This window comes from Streptomyces sp. NPDC001157, from assembly GCF_053598255.1.
In genome coordinates this window covers 327,223-345,733 of the sequence record NZ_JBSFJW010000005.1, presented here as the reverse complement: position 1 = coordinate 345,733, position 18,511 = coordinate 327,223, and the positions used below count along the sequence as shown (strand labels likewise).

The window sequence follows — 18,511 nt, the reverse complement described above, 5'->3', positions numbered from 1 at the left end:
TGAAGCCTGCGGTGGCGCCCGCTTCCCGGGGCATGCATGAGGGTCCCGGCCGGTGGCGGCCGGACGGCGGGGCACCATGCGCGGGAGGCGAGAGTGACGAACGAACGGGCCGATCAGGCCGGCCACCACACCCACAGGGTCCCGGTGCTCATCGTCGGGGGCTCCCTGGTCGGCCTGTCGACCTCGTTGTTCCTCGGCCGGCTTGGGGTGCGCCACCTGCTGGTGGAGCGTCACACCGGCACCTCCATCCACCCGCGCGGACGTGGCAACAACATCCGCACGATGGAACTGTTCCGGGTCGCGGGCGTCGAGCCGGCGATCCATGAGGCCGCCGCCACCCTGGCCGACAACCACGGCATCCTGCAGACCCCCACCCTGGTCGGCGACGCGGGCGAGTGGCTGTTCCGGGAGATCGACCCCGGCGGCGGACTGGCCCGCTTCAGCCCCGGCGCCTGGTGTCTGTGCAGCCAGAACGACCTGGAGCCGGTCCTGCTCGAACAGGCCGCGGCGCTCGGCGGCGAGCTGCGCTTCGCCACCGAACTCATGTCGTTCGAGAGCGACCTCACCGGTGTCACCGCCGTGGTCAAGAGCCGGGAGACGGGCGAGCACAGCACCGTCCGCGCCGACTACCTCGTCGCGGCCGACGGCCCGCGCAGCCCCGTCCGCGAGCAGCTCGGCATCGGCCACAGCGGGCCCGGCGACCTGTTCCACAACGTCAGCGTCACCTTCCGCTCCCGCCGCCTCGCGGACGTCGTCCGCGACCGCCTCTTCATCGTGTGCTACCTCACCAACCCGGACGCCGACGGCGCCCTGCTCCCGGTGGACAACCGGGAGAACTGGGTCTTCCACGCCCCCTGGCATCCCGAACACGGCGAGACACTGGAGGAGTTCACCGACCAGCGGTGCATCGAGCACATCCGCCGCGCGGTCGGTGTGCCGGACCTCGACGTGGAGATCACCGGCCGGGCCCCCTGGCACGCCGCTCAGCGCGTCGCCCGCAGCTACCGCTCCGGACGGGTCTTCCTGGCCGGTGACTCGGCCCACGAGATGTCGCCCACCGGGGCATTCGGCTCCAACACCGGCATCCAGGACGCGCACAACCTCGCCTGGAAGCTGGCCGCGGTCCTCGGCGGCTGGGCCGGGGAGGGCCTGCTGGACTCCTACGACGCCGAGCGCCGCCCGGTGGCGGAGGCGACCAGCGCCCGGGCCGCCGACCGTTCGGCCGAGCACAGCCACCCCGGGTTCACCCCGCCGCCCGACGCAGGCGGCGGCCCCCGGCGGGGCATCCTCAACGTCGCCCTCGGCTACCGCTACCGGCAGGGCGCCGTCGTCGGCACCGACCCCGCGGCCGCGGTCGTTCCGGAGAACCTCGAACTGACCGGCGAGCCCGGCAGCAGGGCGCCCCACCTGTGGGTGCGGCACGGGGCCGAACGGATCTCCACCCTCGACCTCTACGAACGGTCCCTGGTCCTGCTCAGCGACGCCGGCGACCCGAGCGGATGGCACCGGGCCGCCGGCCGCCTCGCCCAGGAGCTGTCGGTGCCCATCCGGTCGTACCGCGTGGGCAGCGGCCCCGGCGCCGAACTGGTACCGGAAGGGGATGCGCAGTGGACCGAGCGGCACGGCACGACAACCGGGGGAGCCGTGCTCGTGCGGCCCGACGGGTTCGTCGCATGGCGGTCGCCCGGCCCGGACCCCGACGCCGAATCGGTGCTGCGGCACGTGCTGAAAACCGTGCTGGCACTGAATTGACCACCGGCGGCGGAACCCCCGTCCCAACCCTTGGGACTGTCACCCAGGTGATCGTCCCGACTGGTGGTGAGGTGACGACTGACTGACGGTGGTTCACGTCGGGGTCCGGTCAAGTCAGCTGATGAAGTACCAGCTGCCGGGCCTTGGCGGAAGGACGTTCCTATGCGTTCTGCTCGCATTTTTCTGGCCACAGCGGCGGCTTCCGCCGTCCTCGCCATCGGCGCGCCCGGCGCGTACGCAAGCGCCGGCGACTGGGATCACGACGGTTCTTCGCACGGCAAGGAGCACGGGAAGGAACACGGCAAGGAGCACGGGAAGGAGCACGGCAAGCAGCCCAGGCACGAGGAACCGCGCGGTGGAGTGCACACCGGTGGAGGTGCGCTGACCGCGGTGAACGACGACGGTGACTGGGGCGGCCGGCAGAACTCGAAGACGGACCCCGACAGCTACCGGGACGACTCGTGGGGCAGTGACCACGGGGGCCGTGACGACCAGGGCGGCGGCCGCGGTGAGGACTCCTGGGGCGGCGGCGACCACGAGAAGCCCACGGGCGGCATGCACACCGGCGGCGGGGCCCTTGCCGCACCGACGGCGACCGCCGGCGGGCTGGCCGTACTGGGAGTCGTCGCAACCGGGCTGTACGCGGTGCGGCGCAAGAAGCCGGCCGTGGGCGCGGTCTGACCCGTGCCCGATGCGATAGCGCAGCCGCGGCCGTCACCCGAGCCCCGTGCGGCGGCCGCGGCACAGCGCTCCGCTGGGCGCCGCGCTGGAAGGGCCGCGCGGGCCGCCGACTGTCTGCGGCGGCGTCGTGGCTGGTCGCTCCCCCGCGGCGGAGCCGCGCATGGATGCGGCCCCGCGCCCCTTCAGGGCGCCGCCGCACCGCAGCGGATCGCGTCCGGCCTGCTCAGCGCCCCGCCGCCGTGCCTGAATGAGGTGCTCTCCCATGGCAGTTCCTCCCCCCTCTCCTCCCTCCGACGACCAGCCCGCGCCCGCCGCACCGGGAGTACCCCGCTCGGGCGTGATGACGATCTGCGCCGCCGCCTGCCTGGTGCTCGCAGCGAGCATGATCAGCGGCCAGGACACCTCCGCCGACGCCTCCCGCCCGCGGTCCGCCGCGTCGGCTCCGAAGCAGGCCGCAGCAGTCCCGCCGGCCGGGCAGCCGTCGGGCAAGCACCTGCCCCGCTCGCGGCCCGTGCGCCTGCGCATCCCGAAGATCTGGGTCGACGCCCCCTTCACGGGCCTGTCCATCGGCCCGGGCGGGCAGCTGCAGCCTCCCCCCGGCGACGACACCAACCTCGTCGGCTGGCACACCAAGGGAGCCTCCCCCGGAGAGCCGGGGACCGCGATCATCGCCGGGCACGTCGACACCAAGACGTCCGCAGCCGTCTTCGCCAACCTCGGCCAGCTGGACGAGGGCGACGTCTTCTACGTCGAACGCGCCGACGGGCGCACGGCGACCTTCCGGGTCGACAGCGTGGAGACCTTCGAGAAGGACGACTTCCCCAGCCATCGCGTGTACGACGACACCCCCCAGGCCCAGGTACGGCTCATCACCTGCGCGGGCAACTACGACCGGTCGGTCATGGACTACACGGACAACCTGGTGGTCTTCGCCCACCTCGTCTGAGCATCACCCGCGTAGGCCATACGAGTCGCGCGCTTCGGGCCACGGGCACACGATCGAGGAACGCCGACGCCGCCGACCGCGGCCGACGTCGCTTCCGCCCCGCGAAGGAGATGTGCGCAGGATGACGACCACGTCCGAACGTGTTTCCGGTCCGCCGGCCCGGCAGGTGTCGCCCCGGGTCTCCCAGTCCGTGTTCGACGGCTCCCGACTCCGGGTCGTCCTGCTGGTGGACGTCTACGACGGAGCCCAGCAGCAGTTCCTGGAGGCGTACGAGCTCCTGTGCAACCAGGTCGCCTCCGTCCCCGGACATGTCAGCGACCAGCTGTGCCAGTCCATCGAGAACCCCTCCCAATGGCTCATCACCAGCGAGTGGGAGAGCGCCCCGCCGTTCCTCGCCTGGGTCAACAGCGAGGAACACGTGCGGATGGTGGAACCGCTGCACAGCTGTGTCCGCGACACCCGGTCGCTGCGCTTCCACATCGTCCGCGAGACCGGCAGCCCGGCCCCCGGCGCCGAGCCCGGCAAGCGCCGGCTCCAGGCGGCACCCAGGATCGGCGACGGACTGATCCGGCACGCCCTCACCTTCACCGTCACGCCGGGCAGCGAGGAGAAGGTCGCGAAGATCCTCGCCGACTACGCCTCGCCCGAGCCGAAGGTCGACGACTCCACCCGGCTGTGCCGCACCTCGCTGTTCCTGCACGGCAACCGGGTGGTACGGGCCATCGAGGTACGCGGTGACCTGCTCGCCGCACTGCGCCATGTCGCCCGGCAGCCCGAGGTGCGCGCCGTGGAGGAGGCCATCAACCCGTACCTGGAGCAGGACCGGGACCTCGACGATCCCGAGTCCGCCCGTGTCTTCTTCACCCGGGCCGCACTGCCCGCCGTCCACCACGTGACGCTGGAGCAGCAGGACCCGCGGGAGGAGCGGCACGCCCTGTCCTATCCGGTCCGGCCCGGCTGCGGCATGCGCCTGGCCGAGGCGCTGGCCCGGCACGACGAGGCCGCCGCGGACGACCCGCGCAGCCCGATCCTGCGCAGCACGATCTTCCAGCGCGACGACGTCGTCGTACGCCTGATCGACGTTCGCGGCGGACTTGCGGCCGCCGACCCCGCCCTTGCCCTCGGCCTCCAGAACCCAGGGCAGCTGGCCGAGCTGACGACCTTCCCCATCGACGCGTCCGCGCCACGGCACGGCGAGCTCGCGCGTTTCATCGGGCTCGCCCGCATGGACCTCGTCACCGACCGCCGCTCGCCCGAGGCCTGAGCCGCCCTCAGCCGGCCGTGGCGGCCACAGCCCCCACGTCGATGCAGGACCTGATCGGAGGAACGCCGTGATCACATCCCGTCCCAGAATCGTGGATCTCAGCGAGGTCGAGCCCAACCGTCGGCGCGGCGGCGACCTGCGTGCCATGCTCACCCCCGCCACGGTCGGCTCCACCAGCGGATTCATGGGCGTCGCCATCGTGCAGCCCGGCGAGCGCATCGGGGAGCACTACCACCCGTACTCCGAGGAGTTCGTGTACGTCGTGTGCGGCGACCTGGAGGTGGACCTCGACGGCGTCCCCCAGCCGCTGCGGCCCGAACAGGGCCTCATGATCCCCATGCACATGCGACACCGCTTCCGCAACGTCGGCAACGTCGAGGCCCGCATCGTCTTCCACCTCGGCCCGCTGGCCCCGAGCCCGCCGCTCGGCCACGTCGACACCGAGGAGGACGGGGCCGTCGAAGGGGTCCGGTCATGACACGCCGGGTGGCGGTCACCGGCATAGGCGTCGTCGCCCCCGGCGGCACGGGTGTACCGGCGTTCTGGGACCTCCTGGCCGCCGGGCGCACGGCGACACGGGGCATCACCTTCTTCGACCCGGCAGGCCTGCGCTCCCGGATCGCCGCCGAGTGCGACTTCGACCCGGCGACGCACGGGCTGGACGCGGAGCAGACCGCACGGTGCGACCGCTACATACAGTTCGCCCTGGCCGCCGCGGCGGAAGCGATACGCGACGCCGGCCTGGAGCCGGAGCGGGAGAACGCCTGGCGGGTCGGGGTCTCGCTCGGCACCGCGGTCGGCGGCACCACACGGCTGGAGCACGACTATGTGCTGGTCAGCCGGCACGGACAGCGCTGGGACGTGGACGCGCAGCGGGCCGGACCGCATCTGCACCGCGCGTTCGCGCCCAGCACCCTTGCCTCCACGGTGGCCGAGTGGTTCGGGGCGCGCGGTCCGGTGCAGACCGTCTCCACGGGCTGCACTTCGGGGCTCGATGCCGTCGGATACGCCTTCCACACCGTCGAGGAGGGCCGCGCCGACGTGTGCATCGCCGGCGCCTCGGACTCGCCGATCTCCCCGATCACCATGGCCTGCTTCGACGCGATCAAGGCGACGTCCCCGAACAACGACGACCCCGCGCACGCCTCGCGCCCCTTCGACGCCGACCGCGACGGGTTCGTCATGGGCGAGGGCGGCGCGGTGCTCGTCCTGGAGGAGCTGGAGCACGCCCGGGCCCGCGGCGCGCACGTGTACTGCGAACTCGCCGGCTATGCCACCTTCGGCAACGCCTACCACATGACCGGACTGACCCGTGAGGGCGTGGAGATGGCGAAGGCCATCGAGGCCGCCCTCGACCACGCGCGGCTGGACGGTACGGCGATCGACTACGTCAACGCGCACGGCTCGGGCACCCAGCAGAACGACCGCCACGAGACCGCCGCGGTGAAACGGGCCCTGGGCCCGCACGCCTACGACACCCCGATGAGCTCCATCAAGTCCATGGTGGGCCATTCCCTCGGCGCGATCGGCGCCATCGAACTCGTCGCCTGCGTACTGGCGTTGGCTCACCAGGTCGTCCCGCCGACCGCCAACTACGAGACCCCGGACCCCGAGTGCGACCTGGACTACGTCCCGCGCGTCGCACGCGAGCGGAAACTGAACAGTGTGCTCTCGGTGGGCAGCGGGTTCGGCGGCTTCCAGTCCGCGGTGGTCCTGACCCGGCCGAGGGAGAAGACACGATGAGCGAACCGCATCCACGGCGGGCGGCCATCACCGGAATCGGCGTGGTCGCACCCAACGGATCCAGCACGGAAACCTTCTGGAAGTCCGTCAAGGAGGGCATCAGCGTCCTCGACCGGGTCACCCGCGAGGGCTGCACCCACCTGCCGCTGCGGGTGGCGGGCGAGGTCCGCGACTTCGACCCGTCCGCCGCCGTCGAGGAACGCTTCCTCGTCCAGACCGACCGGTTCACGCACTTCGCGATGGCCGCGGCCGACCTCGCGCTGGACGACGCCCGGCTCGGCCGGCCCGAGACCGACGGCTCACCCTTCTCCGTGGGGGTGGTCACCGCGGCCGGTTCCGGCGGCGGCGAGTTCGGGCAGCGGGAACTGCAGCAACTGTGGGGAAAGGGCAGCCGGTTCGTCGGCCCCTACCAGTCCATCGCCTGGTTCTACGCCGCCAGCACCGGCCAGATCTCCATCCGCCGCGGCTTCAAGGGCCCCTGCTCGGTCGTCGCCAGCGACGAGGCCGGTGGCCTGGACGCCCTCGCGCACGCGGCGCGGGCCGTGCGGCGCGGCACCGACGTGATCGTGACCGGATCGACCGAGGCGCCGCTCGCCCCGTACTCCGTCGTCTGCCAGCTCGGCTACCCGGAGCTCAGCACCGAGGCCGACCCGGCCCGCGCCTACCGCCCGTTCACCTCCACGGCCTGCGGTTTCGTGCCCGCGGAGGGGGGCGCCATGTTCGTCGTGGAGGACGAGGCGACGGCCCTGGCACGGGGCGCGCGGGTACAGGCGGTGCTCGCCGGACACGCGGCCACCTTCACCGGCGCCTCCCGCTGGGAGCAGTCCCGGGAGGGCCTCGCCCACGCCGTCCGGGGCGCCCTGGCCGAAGCGGGCTGTGCCCCCGAGGAGATCGATGTCGTCTTCGCCGACGCCCTCGGTGTGCCGGAGGCGGACCGCGCCGAGGCCCTCGCGATCGCCGACGCGCTCGGCGCGCACGGCACCCGTGTGCCCGTCACCGCACCCAAGACCGGCATCGGCCGCGGCTACGGCGCGGCAGCGGTGCTCGATGTCGCGGCCGCGGTGCTGGCCATGGAGCACGGTCTGATCCCGCCCACCCCCAACGTCTACGACATCTGCCATGAACTCGACCTCGTGACCGGCCGGGCCCGCGCCGCCCGGCCGCGCACGGCGCTGGTCCTGAGCCGGGGCCTCATGGGGTCGAACTCGGCGCTGGTGCTGCGGCACGGCGCCACCGGCACCTCGTCCTGAGGCGCCGAGCAGCAGTAGAGGAGAACCGCATGTCCGACCGAATAACCGTCGAAGAGCTGGCCGAACTCATGAAGAAGTCCGCAGGCGTCACCGTCAGCCCCGAGGAACTCGGGCTGCACAACCCGGGCTTCGACACCCTGGGCGTCGACTCGCTCGGCCTGCTGGGCATCGTGGGCGAGCTGGAGAACCGCTACGGCACGCCGATGCCCGCCGACGCCGAACGCTCCAAGACCCCCCGGCAGTTCCTGGACCTCGTCAACAGTGCCCTCATGACAGGAGCGTGAGATGACCGGACACACGCAGAACGAGATCACCATCGCGGCGCCGCTGGACCTGGTCTGGGAGATGACCAACGACCTGGAGAACTGGCCGCGGCTGTTCACCGAGTACGCCTCCGTCGAAGTCCTGGCCCGGGAGGGGCTCAAGACCACCTTCCGGCTGACCATGCACCCCGACGAGAACGGCACCGTGTGGAGCTGGGTCTCCGAACGCGAGCCGGACCGCGACACGCTCACCGTCAGGGCCCGCCGGGTCGAGACGGGCCCCTTCGACCACATGGACATCCACTGGCAGTACGAGGAGGTGCCGGGCGGCACCCGCATGGTGTGGACGCAGGACTTCGCGATGAAACCGGAGGCACCGGTCGACGACGCCTGGATGACCGACAACATCAACCGGAACTCCAAGGTCCAGATGGGGCTGATCCGGGACCGCATCGAGAAGGTCGCCGCCGAGCGCGGCGCCACTCCGGGTCTGACCGACTGAGCCGGACGGAGAACCAAGCCCCCATGCACCAAGCACTGATCGTCGCCCGCATGGCCCCCGGCTCGGCCCCGGACATCGCCAAGGTGTTCGCCGAGTCCGACCGGGGAGAGCTGCCGCACCTCGTCGGGGTGGTCCGGCGCAGCCTCTTCCAGTTCGGCGACGTGTACATGCACCTCATCGAGTCCGAGCACGAGCCCGGCCCCGCCATCGCGAAGGTGACGCAGCATCCCGAGTTCCGGGACGTCAGCGAGCGGCTGTCCGCGTACGTCAGCGCGTACGACCCCGAGACCTGGCGTTCCCCGAAGGACGCCATGGCGCAGCGCTTCTACCTCTGGGAGCGCGACCCGGCCGGCTGACCCCGCCGTACCGCACCGGCCGCCGGGCCCGCAGCGTCGCGGGCCCGGCGGCCGGGGTCTTCGGGGGCCCGATCAGCCCGGGACGTGACAGTCGAACGCGTGCAGATAGGGGTTGACCGGGCGGATGTCGTCGATGACCAGCCCCGCCTCGGTCAGCCGGCCGACCATGCTGTCGGTGGTGTGCTTCGCCCCGCCGACGTTCAGGAGCAGCAGCAGGTCCATCGCGGTGCTGAAGCGCATCGAGGGCGAGTCGTCGACGAGGTTCTCGATGACCACGACCCTGGCCCCCGGGCCACCCGCCGCACGGACGTTGCGCAGCGTCCGGGCGGTGCTGTCGTCGTCCCACTCCAGGATGTTCTTGATGATGTAGACGTCCGCGGCGACCGGGACGGACACCCGGACGTCGCCGGGCACGACACAGGCGCGGTCCGCGAGGTCACCGCCCGGCCGCAGCCTCGGCAGCGCGTTCTCCACCACCCGCGGAAGGTCGAGCAGACTGCCGTGCAGCGAGGGGTACTTGTCGAGCAGGCTCACCACCACATGCCCCTGGCCGCCGCCGAGATCGGCTACCGAGGAACTCCCCGACAGGTCGAGGAAGTCGGCCACGTCCCGCGCCGACTGCACGCTGGACGTCGTCATGGCCCGGTTGAAGACGTCGGCGGACTCCGGGGCGTCCTCGTTCAGGTAGGGGAAGAACTCCTTGCCGTACAGGTCCTCGACGACATTGCGCCCGGTGCGCACCGCCTCGTCGAGCCTCGGCCAGGCGTCCCAGGTCCACGGCTCGGTGCACCACAGCGAGATGGCGCGCAGGCTGCCCGGATCGTCCTCGCGCAGCAGCCGGGAGACATCGGTGTGGGCGAAGGTCCCGTCCGGCAGTTCCTCGAAGACGCCGTAGCAGGAGAGGGTGCGCAGCAGCCTTCGTAGCGGCCCGGCCTCCGCCTTCACCGCCGCCGCCAGGTCCTCCGCGGTCATGGGGTGGTCACCGAGGGCGTCGGGGACTCCCAGCCGGGCGGCCGCCCGGAGGGCGGCGGCACATGCCGCCGCGAACGCGAGCTCCCTCAGCCGCATGGACGGCGGTGGGGCTGTCTGTGCGGTCGTCATGTGCCGCTTCCTTCCTTCTGGGTCCGCAGACGGGCCATGACCTGCGGGTCAGCACAGTCCCGCGGGCTGGGAGGCCCGGCAGGAGTTGCGTTCGAAGGTGTTTCCCGTGCCGTGGTCGGCGTTGATGAGGTCCGCCGGGGAGTTGCCCTCGACCACGTTGTCGCTGATCCGGTTGCGGTCGCTGGTGACGGCCACAAAGCTCTTGAACAGGACGATGCCGCCCGACAGCGGCGAGTTGCCGACGTTGTCCCTGACCACGTTCCGTGTCACCAAGGTGTCCTCGGCGCCGGTCAGGACGATGCCGGAGCCCTGCAGGGCGTCCAGCCGTGCTGTCTTCGGGCACGACTTGTTGTTGCGTACGACGAGGTTGTCGCGCACCGTCAGCGCGCCTGCCTTCGGCTTGTTCTCGTCACCGACGACGAACACCGCGGCGCAGTTGGCGGTGAGGCGGTTGCCTGCGACGGTGAGGTTCCGCAGCCGCCGCACGGTCAGGCCGATCCGGTTGCCCTCCAGCCGGTTGTGGTCGATCAGCGTGCCCCCGGTGTCCGTGGCGCCCGCCTCCTCCTGGATGGTGTTGGCGAGGAAGACGCCCGCGTCGCCGTTGTTCAGGGCGCTGTTGTCCCGGATCAGCGAGCGGACCGAGCGCTCCTGGGCGATGCCCCACACACCGTTTCTCGCGGCGGTCACGTTCCGCACGACCAGCCGGTCGGTCGCCATGGCGAACACCCCGGTCCTGGCGAAGCCGGTGACGGTCAGCGAAGCAACGGTCACGCCCTCGACGTTGCGGTTCTTCGTGCCCACGACACAGATGCCGTTGCCGCCCTCCGCACAGCTGTTCGCGGCCTTCTTCGTGCTCGGTTCGATCACTGTGCTGCGCCCCATGCCCCGCAAAGTCAGCCCGGGCGTGGTCACCTTCACGCTCTCGTGGAACGTGCCGGGGGCGACGAGAACGGTGTCTCCGGGCTCGGCCGCGTCCACCGCCTTCTGGATCGACTGGCCCGGCATGACCACATGGAACGCATGACGGGCAGCCGGCGGAGCGGCACCCAGCCCGGCCCCGACCACCACGGTGGTGCACATCATGTACGCAATGCGGTATTTCTTCATACCGCGAACGCTATGACCTGATAGGCGGTTTACCTGCTGGATGGGCCATTCGGCGGCGTGTCCCGCGCGCCCCCTGAGCCTGACGCGGGCTCGGGGCGGGGTGCCGTCCGTCAAACCGGGCGATAACCGGAGATACTTCGTACAGCGCCTTCGGAGTTTCCGGGGCGTGTCGCACGAGCAGGCCGCTGCGGGCCGGGCGGGAGCGATGTTGATCCGTGTGCTTCTCGTCGAGGAGACCGACCTGGTGCGCGGGGCACTGGCTGCCCTGCTGACACGTGAGGAGGACATCGAGGTGGTCGCAGCGGCACCGGGGTGCGGGCAGGCCATCACACGGGCGCTGTCGTACCGGCCCGATGTCGTCGTCATCGACTGTGACGGCAATGGCGCCGTCGAGGACGGGGCGCTGGGCACCTCGCAGGAGCTGAGCGAGCGGCTTCCGGAGTGCCGGATCCTGCTGGTGGCCGGCACGGCGACGCCCGAGTATCTGCGTCAGGCGCTGGCTCAGCCCGTCGCGGGACTCATCGGCCGGAACAGCCCCAGCAACTTTCTGACGGAGGGCGTGCGCAAGGTGGCGGCGGGCGGGCGGTTCATCGACCCGGAGCTGGCACTGCTGGCGCTCTCCTCGGCCAGGAGCCCGCTGACCCCCAGGGAGATCGAGGTGCTGCGGCTGGCGGCGGACGGCACACCGACGCGGGAGATCGCCGAGCGGCTGTCGCTGTCGGTGGGAACGGTCCGCAACCATCTCAACGCGGTCTCCAGGAAGACCGGTGCGCGCAACCGCATCGACGCGATCCGCATCGCCCGGCAGTCGGGATGGCTGTAGCCGCGGCCGTCCGGCTCACATGGCTTTCCGGTGGGCGAGTGCGCCGCCGACGACCGGTTGCGCCTCGTCCGCTCGTCCGTCCCAGTGGCCGATCAGGTCGCGGTAGAGGGCGCAGTCAGCCATCAGCTGGTCGTGAGTGCCGAGGCGGCAGCCCGAGCCGTCCATGACGAGGACGAGGTCGGCGCGCAGCGCGGAACTGATCCGGTGGGCGCACACGATCAGGGTGGCCGGGCGGCGGGCGAAGGCCCGTTCGGCGACCGCCTCCGCTGCCGGGTCGAGGTGGCAGGTGGCCTCGTCCAGCAGGACCAGCCGGGCCGACGGCAGCAGGGCCCGGACCAAGGCGAGCAGCTGCCGCTCACCCGCCGAGAGCACGGCCGGATCCACGATCGCGTCATAGCCGCCGAGACGCCGGACGAGCGCCTGCGCACCGATGGCGCGGACCGCCGCGTCCAGCTCGGACCCGGTGGCCGCGGGGTGAAGATAGGCGAGATTCTCGCGCAGGGTGCCGGCGAAAACGTAGGCCTCCTGCGGGATCAGCACACGGCACCGCGACAGCCGGTCCCGATCCAGCTCCCGCACCGGCACACCCCCCAGCCGGATCCGGCCGGCGCGCGGTTCGAGCACCCCCGCGACGAGCGCGGCCAGCGTCGACTTGCCCGCCCCACTGGGGCCCACGACCGCCAGGTGCGTGCCCGCCGCGAGAACGAGGTCGAGATCCCGGACGACCGGTTCGGCGGAACGGGCGTACCCAAAGGTGACCCCGCGCAACTCCAGACGCCCGTCGAGGGGCTGCGATGCCAGGGTGGAGCGGGCGGCAGCGGCAGACCGGGACCCGTCCGGCGTGGCGCCGCTCTCCAGGTGTGGTGGGTCTTTGGGCTCGCCCGACATTGCTGTGGGGAGCAGACCGGCGGTTCGGCGCTTTGACGGGGGCCCCTCGGGCCCGCCCGTCACCATGCCTGACGCCCTGCGCCTCGCCGAAGTGTGGGCCGCAGTCGGGGTGTTGCCCGGGCCGGTATCGGCTGGGGGGCCTGTTTCCGTCGGGGTGGATGATTCCAGGATTCGGGTCAGGGTGACCAGGAGCCACAGGCCGCTGCCGCCGAGGCCCTGGACGAAGCCTCGTAGGGCCGGTTGCAGGGACTGGGAGACGTAGGTCAGGGCGCCCAGGATGGCGCCGGTCGTCATGCCGCCGTGGACCAGCCACGGCGTTCCGACGAGGATCAGCACGATCGGGAGCCAGCCGCCGACGCCCAGGGCGGCGGTCCGTACGGCGGTGAGCCGGGCCAGGGCGCGGGCCGCGCCCGCCGCCGCGTCGATGCGGGCGCCGACCCGAGCGCGTACGACGTCCTCGGCGCCGCAGGCCGTGACGTCCCGCAGCCCGTCGGCCACCGCGCCCACCTGCTCGGCGATGGCCTCGTCGGCCAGCACGACGGCCCGCTGCCGGGCGGCCATCGCGCGCAGGGCCAGCAGGAAGAGTGCCAGCCCGGCCGCGAGGGGCGGCAGCACGAACAGCAGCAGGGCGGGATCGAGTACGACCAGCCCGAGCAGCACGCTCACCGCGGTGACCGAGAAGGTCTGCACGAACATCACGATCGCCCCGTACGACTCGCGGGCGATCTCGACCTGTTCGGTCAGCCGCGCCACGCCCGATGTGTCGGCCGGTCCGGTCAGGCGGGCGGAGCGCTGCAGCGTGCCCGTGGTGACGAGGGTGACCAGGTCGTCGCGGAACGGTTCGACGACGTCGGCCAGTTGGAGGGTGGCCTGCCGGGTGCCCCAGGCACCGAGCAGGACGGTGCAGGCCAGCAGTCCCAGCCAGCCGAGGCCCTGGGCGCCGCGGCCGGCCAGGAAGCCGTCGTCGAGGGCCCGGGCGACCAGCCAGCCGGACAGCAGCGCGGGCACCGCCTGGACCAGCGACCAGCCGGTGAGCCGCACGAACTCCCGGCGCCGGGCGCGGAGAGCGGAGCGAAGCAGGCCGTGGGCCGCCCGGTTCATCGCGACCCCCGGTCGGGCGTCGGCTCCGGACGGAAGACGGCCCGGTACCCCGGGTCCGCCCACAGCGCTCGGTGGGTGCCCTGTCCGCGGACGCGGCCCGCGTCGAGCCAGACGACGTGGTCCGCACGGGCCGCGGTGGAAGCACGGTGGGTCACCACGAGCCGGGTACGGCGGGCGAGCCGCCCGGACCCGGTGAGCACCTTGCCGATGTGGTGCTCGGTGACGGTGTCGAGGCCGGCCGTCACGTCGTCGAGCACCAGGAGACGACCGGCCGGGCCCGCCTGGACGAACGCGCGTGCCAGGCCCACCCGTTGGGTCTCCCCACCGGACAGCGGGGCGGTGGTCGGCCGGGTGCCGTACCCCTCGGGCAGGGTCTGGAGGAAGGTGTCGGCGCGCGCGGCGGTCGCCGCCGCCGGCACCTCGGCCTGCGCGGGGTCGCGGGCCCCGAAGGCGATCGCGTCGGCGTAGGTCTCGCCCAGCAGCACCGGCCGGTCGAAGCCGTACGCCACGGCCCGCCGCAGCGCCGCGCGGTCCACGTCACGCAGCGGCACACCGTCGAGCAGTACCTCGCCCTCGTCCGGATCGGCCAGCCTCCCGGCCAGCGCGGCGAGCAGCGACTTGCCGGATCCCGACCGGCCCACGACGGCCGTCAGCAGGCCGGGCGGCGGGGCCAGGTCGACCCCGTCCAGCACCTTCTCGCCCTCCGGCGTGCGGACGGTCACCCGGCGGAACTCCAGCCGGCCGCCGCCCCCGTCCGGCAGGCGCGCGGTGCCGTACACGACGGCGGGTTCCGCCAGGACCTCGGCGACCCGCCCCGCCGTGGCGCGTGCGAAGGTGAGCCGGTGCGCCGAGGCCACCAGCGAACTCACGCCCGTGGCCAGCAGTACGTACTCGCTCGCGGCAAGCGTCTGACCCGGTGTGATGCGGCCCCGGGCGAGCTCCAGGCCGGCCACCGCCAGCACGGCGACCTCCAGCAGGGGGACGACCGCCGCGTCCCGCCCGGAGACCCGGGCGTACGCCCGCCACATCCCCATGCCGTGGCGGTGCAGCTCCGGCAGCGGCTGCAGGATCCGCTCGGCCTCCCGGGCCGTGGTCCCGGCGGCGGTGATGGAGCGGATGCCGGTGAGGGCGTCGACGAGCCGGGCGGCGATACGGCCCTGGGTGGCGAAGTAGCGGTCGTTGACGTCGGAGACGTCACGGACGAAGGCCCGCACCACCAGGACGACCACCGGCAGCCCGGCGAGAAACGTCAGGCACAGCCAGGGGTCGATGAGGGCCAGGGCCACCACCGCGCCGACCGGGGGGAGTACCTCGGTCACCGCCCACACCAGGCCCGAGGGGGCGCTGCCGGTCCGGGCGGTGTTGCTCACCAGGCGCGTGACCAGGTCACCGGGGGTGTGGCGGCGGGTGGCACGGCTGCCCAGGTCGAGGACGTGCCCCAGCAGGGTGTGCCGCAGCCATGCGGTGCAGCGGGAGTTGGCGACGGCGCCCGCGTAGTCGTCCGCCGCGTCGCACACCACGAGGAGCGTGACGGCGACGGCGGACAGGGTCAGCCACAGGGGGGCGTCACCACGCCCCAGCACGGCGTCGACCGTGCGGCCCATCACGGCGGGCAGGACGACGTAGACCCCGGCGAGCACAAGAGAAGTGGCGGCCAGGACGCCGCCCCAGGTGCCGCCCCGCCGCACCGCCGTCAGCAGCAGTCGGTCCGCCGCACGTCGGTCCATCGGCCGCTCCCGTCTGCCGTCGTCGGACGGTTCCGGAGACAGGGGGCGGGGGCACTCGAAGTGCCCCCGCCATGGTGATTCAGAGGCGAGCTCCTAGCACAGCGCGACGCTGAGGCCGCTGAAGCAACCCTTGCTTGCCCGGCTGGGGCCCGGACGCAGACCGGTTTCCGACTCGATGGTCAGACCCTGCAGTTCGAGGAGCGACATATGTCCTCACCTCCTCTCTTGTTCGCGGTGGGGACGGGGGGTCTCATGTGTGGTCAGGTCCGGCGTCAGGAACGGCAGTCCGGCAGGCCGGGAGTGGAAGGCGGCGCCCAGGGCGAGGAGGACGCCGGCACCGCCGGTGGCCAGGTCCATGGACAGCCGCATCAACTCCTCGCCGGGGAAGGCCAGTCGGCCGTCGAGCAGACACGCGTGGCGGGCCAGGCTGCGCACATGCTCCGCGATCACGGGGTCTCGTGTCGCGGCCGTGCCGGGTGGGTGGGCACGGCTGAGGTGGAGAATCATTCCGGCGATGCCGTCGAAGAGCCCGGGCTCTAGGTAGAAGGATGCACTGGCGGCCTTGCGGATCGCGTCGGCGGCGGCTGAGAAGTCCTCGTCCCCGCGATGGGCCAGGTAGTCGTCGAGGACCATGCCGATGCCCACGCTTCCGTCGGCGAGATAGGGCATGGTGCGCCAGCCCTCGTTCACCTCCATCGACCCCTCGTCGCGCACGATGCAGCGGCGGAGGTCCTGGCGCAGGGCGGTGGCCGCCAGGTCGAGGTGCGCCGGGTCGCCGTACTGCTCGTACAGACGCAGGAACATCAGCGCGGGACCCGACGATCCGTACATCAGCCCCGCTCTCGGGTGGGCGCCACCGCTGGTCTGAGGCACGCCGTCCGCGGGGCCCAGGCGGTCCGCGACGATCTCCGCCACGCGGTGGGCGGCGTCGCGGCAGACGGCGTCGCCGGTGGTGGTGGCGAAGTGCAGCAGGTTGAGCCCGATGCCGGACAGGCCGCCCTTGAGGTCGAGGGCGAGGATCTCCCAGTGTTCGCCCAGACACATGTCGAGGACCTTGGCGGCCTCCTCATGGTGCCCGAGGCGCTCCAGAACGTACGCGATGCCGTGCAGGCCTTCGTAGAAGCCGAGGCGGGTGCCTGATTCCGGGTGGAGCGCGTGCCGGATCAGCCACTCCTCGTGGTCCGGGTGGCGTCCTGCGCCCGTCACGTCCAGCGCGTACAGCACGCCCGCCGCTCCGTGGGCCAGGTCGAGGCCGCTGCCGGGGAGGATGAACTGCTCGATGTCTCCCGGGAAGAGCCGGTCGTGGCGGTCGGGCGTGGCGGAGGCCAGGATCGCGGCGGCTATGGACTCCCGGGCGTGCAGCCAGCCAGGGTGGTCGGGGTCCAGCCGGGGCTCGCGGTCCGCGCCGGCGGTCATCCCCCCGTCGCCGGTGACCGTGCGAACGGCGTCGTCGAGGAACGCCCGGGGGACCGGGAACAGCCGCGCGGCCTCCCTGGCAAGCTGTCCCGCCTTGCCCCGGTCCAGATCGACCAGGCCCGTCAGCGGCATGAACAGCGAGAGCCGCAGGCAGGCCAGGGCGTACCGGTCGATGTCGAAGCCGGTGACCCCTCGCGGGGCGAGGAAGCCCGGGGCGGCAAGGATCTGATGTCGCGCGTCCGCCACATCCGACGCGCCCTCGAAGTCGATCAGGACCACATTGCCGTCGGGGCGGACCAGGATGTTGAACATGTGCACGTCGCCGAGCACGATGCCCCGCTCGTGGACCGCCGTGACAGCGTCCTCCACCTTCGTCAGCACGTCGAGTGCCCAGGAGGTGTGGTCGACGAAGGCCGCCGGGTCCGGGACCAGGGTGGTGGCCAGAGGGTAGCGGTCGACGAACGCTGTGTGCAGGGGCGTCCCCTCGACGAATTCCTCCACCAGGAAGTGGTGACCGCCCAGTTCGAAGTGATCGTGGAGCGCGGGGACACAGGGCAGGCCGCGTAGCCGTTCCAGGGCTTCGCGCTCGCGCTTGAGGCGGGTGACGGCGTCCGCACCGTCGGGTGTGAGACCCGCGTACGGCCGCCCCTCCTTGAGAACGACACGTTCGTCCGTGCGCGTGTCCACCGCTGCGTACACTCCGCCGGCGTTGGAGAAGTGCAAGGCCTTCTCGATCCGGTAGGGAAGCTCGGCCACGGTGGTCCGCCGACTCTCGGCCAGGTGGGGTTCGAGGAATTCGGGCAGCCGCACCCACTCCGGCACCCGGAAGGTCGGGCCGCGCACATCGGGTACCAGACGCCCGGAGGGATCCTCCACCGCTTCCTCCAGCACGCCGTCCGCCGATACGCAGTACCGCTCGGCGAAGGCCCCGTACCTGACGTACAGCGGACCGTCCCCCCAGCGCAGGTCGCTGAGGATGTACGGGCCCTGCCGGCCGTCGAGCAGTCCGCCCAGCTCGGTGAGGATGCGCTCGCACTCGGCCTCGTCCACGGGGTAGACGGTCACGAACTTGCCGCTGGAGCCACGGTGGGCGTACTTCGCGTTGGCGAGGAACAGTGCGTCCATGCCGGGCAGGAACTTGAAGGCGATACGGCGCGGGACGCAGTAGTCCCACACCTCGTCCAGGATCGACTGCGCGTTGTCCGGACACGCCGAGACGTGGATCTTCCAGCCCTGCCGGGGGAGCACGCTGCCGGTGGGACGGCACACGACCCAGTCGCCGAGCTCCTCGCGCGCCCACGAGTCGGGGAGCCGAAGGCCGGCCTGCCGGAAGCGGCCACGCGTCCGGCCGTGATGCGGTGCGTCGTAGAAATGGGCGTCCGTGAGGCAGTAGACCTCATACCGCTTGTCCACGGGAGTCTCCAAGGGTTTCAGTCCGCCTCCCTGGTGCCTCTCACGTCCCACCATGGCAGAAGGCGCAGGCGGGGACATCGTGCGTCTGTCACCTGACGAGCGTGGGATTCACCCGGGGCACCCGTGACGAACGCACACCCATGGGCGGGGATAATCACGGCCGCAGGAGTATCCGAAC

The 18,511-nt window shown here is 72.0% G+C and carries 17 protein-coding genes; 11 read left to right on the top strand and 6 right to left on the bottom strand.

Annotation, left to right across the window (positions count from 1 at the left end):
• Nucleotides 1–36 precede the first annotated feature (36 nt).
• From ACWDAG_RS12035 to ACWDAG_RS11990, 10 genes are all read left to right on the top strand, one after another.
• Nucleotides 37–1,752, top strand: coding sequence for an FAD-dependent oxidoreductase (locus tag ACWDAG_RS12035; RefSeq protein WP_450695470.1), 1,716 nt, complete (start codon nucleotides 37–39; stop codon nucleotides 1,750–1,752).
• Nucleotides 1,753–1,914: 162 nt separating this feature from the next.
• Nucleotides 1,915–2,433: a hypothetical protein gene (locus tag ACWDAG_RS12030; protein ID WP_450695469.1), complete on the top strand. Its 519-nt coding sequence runs from the start codon at nucleotides 1,915–1,917 to the stop codon at nucleotides 2,431–2,433.
• A gap of 262 nt (nucleotides 2,434–2,695) precedes the next feature.
• Nucleotides 2,696–3,379, top strand: a complete 684-nt coding sequence (locus tag ACWDAG_RS12025; protein ID WP_450695468.1) for a class F sortase — start codon at nucleotides 2,696–2,698, stop codon at nucleotides 3,377–3,379.
• Between the two features lie 121 nt (nucleotides 3,380–3,500).
• A complete protein-coding gene (locus ACWDAG_RS12020; RefSeq protein ID WP_450695467.1) occupies nucleotides 3,501–4,643 on the top strand; it encodes a SchA/CurD-like domain-containing protein in 1,143 nt (380 codons plus the stop codon).
• Between the two features lie 67 nt (nucleotides 4,644–4,710).
• On the top strand, nucleotides 4,711–5,121 hold the full coding sequence (locus tag ACWDAG_RS12015; RefSeq protein ID WP_450695466.1) for a cupin domain-containing protein: 411 nt from the start codon (nucleotides 4,711–4,713) through the stop codon (nucleotides 5,119–5,121).
• On the top strand, nucleotides 5,118–6,386 hold the full coding sequence (locus ACWDAG_RS12010; RefSeq protein ID WP_450695465.1) for a beta-ketoacyl-[acyl-carrier-protein] synthase family protein: 1,269 nt from the start codon (nucleotides 5,118–5,120) through the stop codon (nucleotides 6,384–6,386). The genes ACWDAG_RS12015 and ACWDAG_RS12010 overlap by 4 nt, the downstream gene beginning before the upstream one ends.
• Entirely contained in the window at nucleotides 6,383–7,636 is a 1,254-nt protein-coding gene (locus ACWDAG_RS12005) for a beta-ketoacyl synthase N-terminal-like domain-containing protein (RefSeq protein ID WP_450695464.1), read from the top strand. The genes ACWDAG_RS12010 and ACWDAG_RS12005 overlap by 4 nt, the downstream gene beginning before the upstream one ends.
• Nucleotides 7,637–7,665: 29 nt before the next feature.
• On the top strand, nucleotides 7,666–7,920 hold the full coding sequence (locus tag ACWDAG_RS12000) for an acyl carrier protein (RefSeq protein ID WP_450695463.1): 255 nt from the start codon (nucleotides 7,666–7,668) through the stop codon (nucleotides 7,918–7,920).
• Nucleotide 7,921: 1 nt separating this feature from the next.
• Entirely contained in the window at nucleotides 7,922–8,401 is a 480-nt protein-coding gene (locus ACWDAG_RS11995) for an SRPBCC family protein (protein WP_450695462.1), read from the top strand.
• A 23-nt stretch (nucleotides 8,402–8,424) separates the two neighbouring features.
• The gene (locus tag ACWDAG_RS11990; RefSeq protein ID WP_450695461.1) at nucleotides 8,425–8,757 is read left to right on the top strand and encodes a TcmI family type II polyketide cyclase; all 333 of its coding nucleotides are present in this window, start codon (nucleotides 8,425–8,427) and stop codon (nucleotides 8,755–8,757) included.
• 72 nt (nucleotides 8,758–8,829) lie between these two features.
• On the opposite strand, the gene ACWDAG_RS11985 is transcribed toward ACWDAG_RS11990, so the two are convergent.
• Nucleotides 8,830–9,858, bottom strand: coding sequence for a methyltransferase (locus ACWDAG_RS11985; RefSeq protein ID WP_450695460.1), 1,029 nt, complete (start codon nucleotides 9,856–9,858; stop codon nucleotides 8,830–8,832).
• A 48-nt stretch (nucleotides 9,859–9,906) separates the two neighbouring features.
• Nucleotides 9,907–10,965, bottom strand: coding sequence for a right-handed parallel beta-helix repeat-containing protein (locus tag ACWDAG_RS11980; protein ID WP_450695459.1), 1,059 nt, complete (start codon nucleotides 10,963–10,965; stop codon nucleotides 9,907–9,909).
• Between the two features lie 208 nt (nucleotides 10,966–11,173).
• Between ACWDAG_RS11980 and ACWDAG_RS11975 the strand changes: the two genes are divergently transcribed.
• Complete coding sequence (locus tag ACWDAG_RS11975; protein ID WP_450695575.1) at nucleotides 11,174–11,788, top strand: response regulator transcription factor; 615 nt, start codon at nucleotides 11,174–11,176, stop codon at nucleotides 11,786–11,788.
• Nucleotides 11,789–11,803: 15 nt separating this feature from the next.
• On the opposite strand, the gene ACWDAG_RS11970 is transcribed toward ACWDAG_RS11975, so the two are convergent.
• The 4 genes from ACWDAG_RS11970 to lanKC form a co-directional block, all read right to left on the bottom strand.
• Nucleotides 11,804–13,777, bottom strand: a complete 1,974-nt coding sequence (locus ACWDAG_RS11970) for an ATP-binding cassette domain-containing protein (RefSeq protein WP_450695458.1) — start codon at nucleotides 13,775–13,777, stop codon at nucleotides 11,804–11,806.
• On the bottom strand, nucleotides 13,774–15,504 hold the full coding sequence (locus ACWDAG_RS11965; protein WP_450695457.1) for an ABC transporter ATP-binding protein: 1,731 nt from the start codon (nucleotides 15,502–15,504) through the stop codon (nucleotides 13,774–13,776). Before ACWDAG_RS11965 ends, ACWDAG_RS11970 begins: the two co-directional genes overlap by 4 nt.
• Before the next feature lie 93 nt (nucleotides 15,505–15,597).
• Complete coding sequence (locus tag ACWDAG_RS11960; RefSeq protein WP_450695456.1) at nucleotides 15,598–15,711, bottom strand: SapB/AmfS family lanthipeptide; 114 nt, start codon at nucleotides 15,709–15,711, stop codon at nucleotides 15,598–15,600.
• A gap of 6 nt (nucleotides 15,712–15,717) precedes the next feature.
• Nucleotides 15,718–18,333, bottom strand: a complete 2,616-nt coding sequence (lanKC, locus tag ACWDAG_RS11955; RefSeq protein WP_450695455.1) for a class III lanthionine synthetase LanKC — start codon at nucleotides 18,331–18,333, stop codon at nucleotides 15,718–15,720.
• Nucleotides 18,334–18,511 lie beyond the last annotated feature (178 nt).

Coding starts and splice junctions, on each gene's coding strand:
- ACWDAG_RS11970 (WP_450695458.1), bottom strand. CDS start 13,777: ATGAACCGGGCGGCCCACGGCCTGCTTCGCTCCGCTCTCCGCGCCCGG.
- ACWDAG_RS11995 (WP_450695462.1), top strand. CDS start 7,922: ATGACCGGACACACGCAGAACGAGATCACCATCGCGGCGCCGCTGGAC.
- ACWDAG_RS12030 (WP_450695469.1), top strand. CDS start 1,915: ATGCGTTCTGCTCGCATTTTTCTGGCCACAGCGGCGGCTTCCGCCGTC.
- ACWDAG_RS12025 (WP_450695468.1), top strand. CDS start 2,696: ATGGCAGTTCCTCCCCCCTCTCCTCCCTCCGACGACCAGCCCGCGCCC.
- ACWDAG_RS12010 (WP_450695465.1), top strand. CDS start 5,118: ATGACACGCCGGGTGGCGGTCACCGGCATAGGCGTCGTCGCCCCCGGC.
- ACWDAG_RS12000 (WP_450695463.1), top strand. CDS start 7,666: ATGTCCGACCGAATAACCGTCGAAGAGCTGGCCGAACTCATGAAGAAG.
- ACWDAG_RS11965 (WP_450695457.1), bottom strand. CDS start 15,504: ATGGACCGACGTGCGGCGGACCGACTGCTGCTGACGGCGGTGCGGCGG.
- ACWDAG_RS12020 (WP_450695467.1), top strand. CDS start 3,501: ATGACGACCACGTCCGAACGTGTTTCCGGTCCGCCGGCCCGGCAGGTG.
- ACWDAG_RS11985 (WP_450695460.1), bottom strand. CDS start 9,858: ATGACGACCGCACAGACAGCCCCACCGCCGTCCATGCGGCTGAGGGAG.
- ACWDAG_RS12005 (WP_450695464.1), top strand. CDS start 6,383: ATGAGCGAACCGCATCCACGGCGGGCGGCCATCACCGGAATCGGCGTG.
- ACWDAG_RS12035 (WP_450695470.1), top strand. CDS start 37: ATGAGGGTCCCGGCCGGTGGCGGCCGGACGGCGGGGCACCATGCGCGG.
- ACWDAG_RS11990 (WP_450695461.1), top strand. CDS start 8,425: ATGCACCAAGCACTGATCGTCGCCCGCATGGCCCCCGGCTCGGCCCCG.
- ACWDAG_RS11980 (WP_450695459.1), bottom strand. CDS start 10,965: ATGAAGAAATACCGCATTGCGTACATGATGTGCACCACCGTGGTGGTC.
- ACWDAG_RS11960 (WP_450695456.1), bottom strand. CDS start 15,711: ATGTCGCTCCTCGAACTGCAGGGTCTGACCATCGAGTCGGAAACCGGT.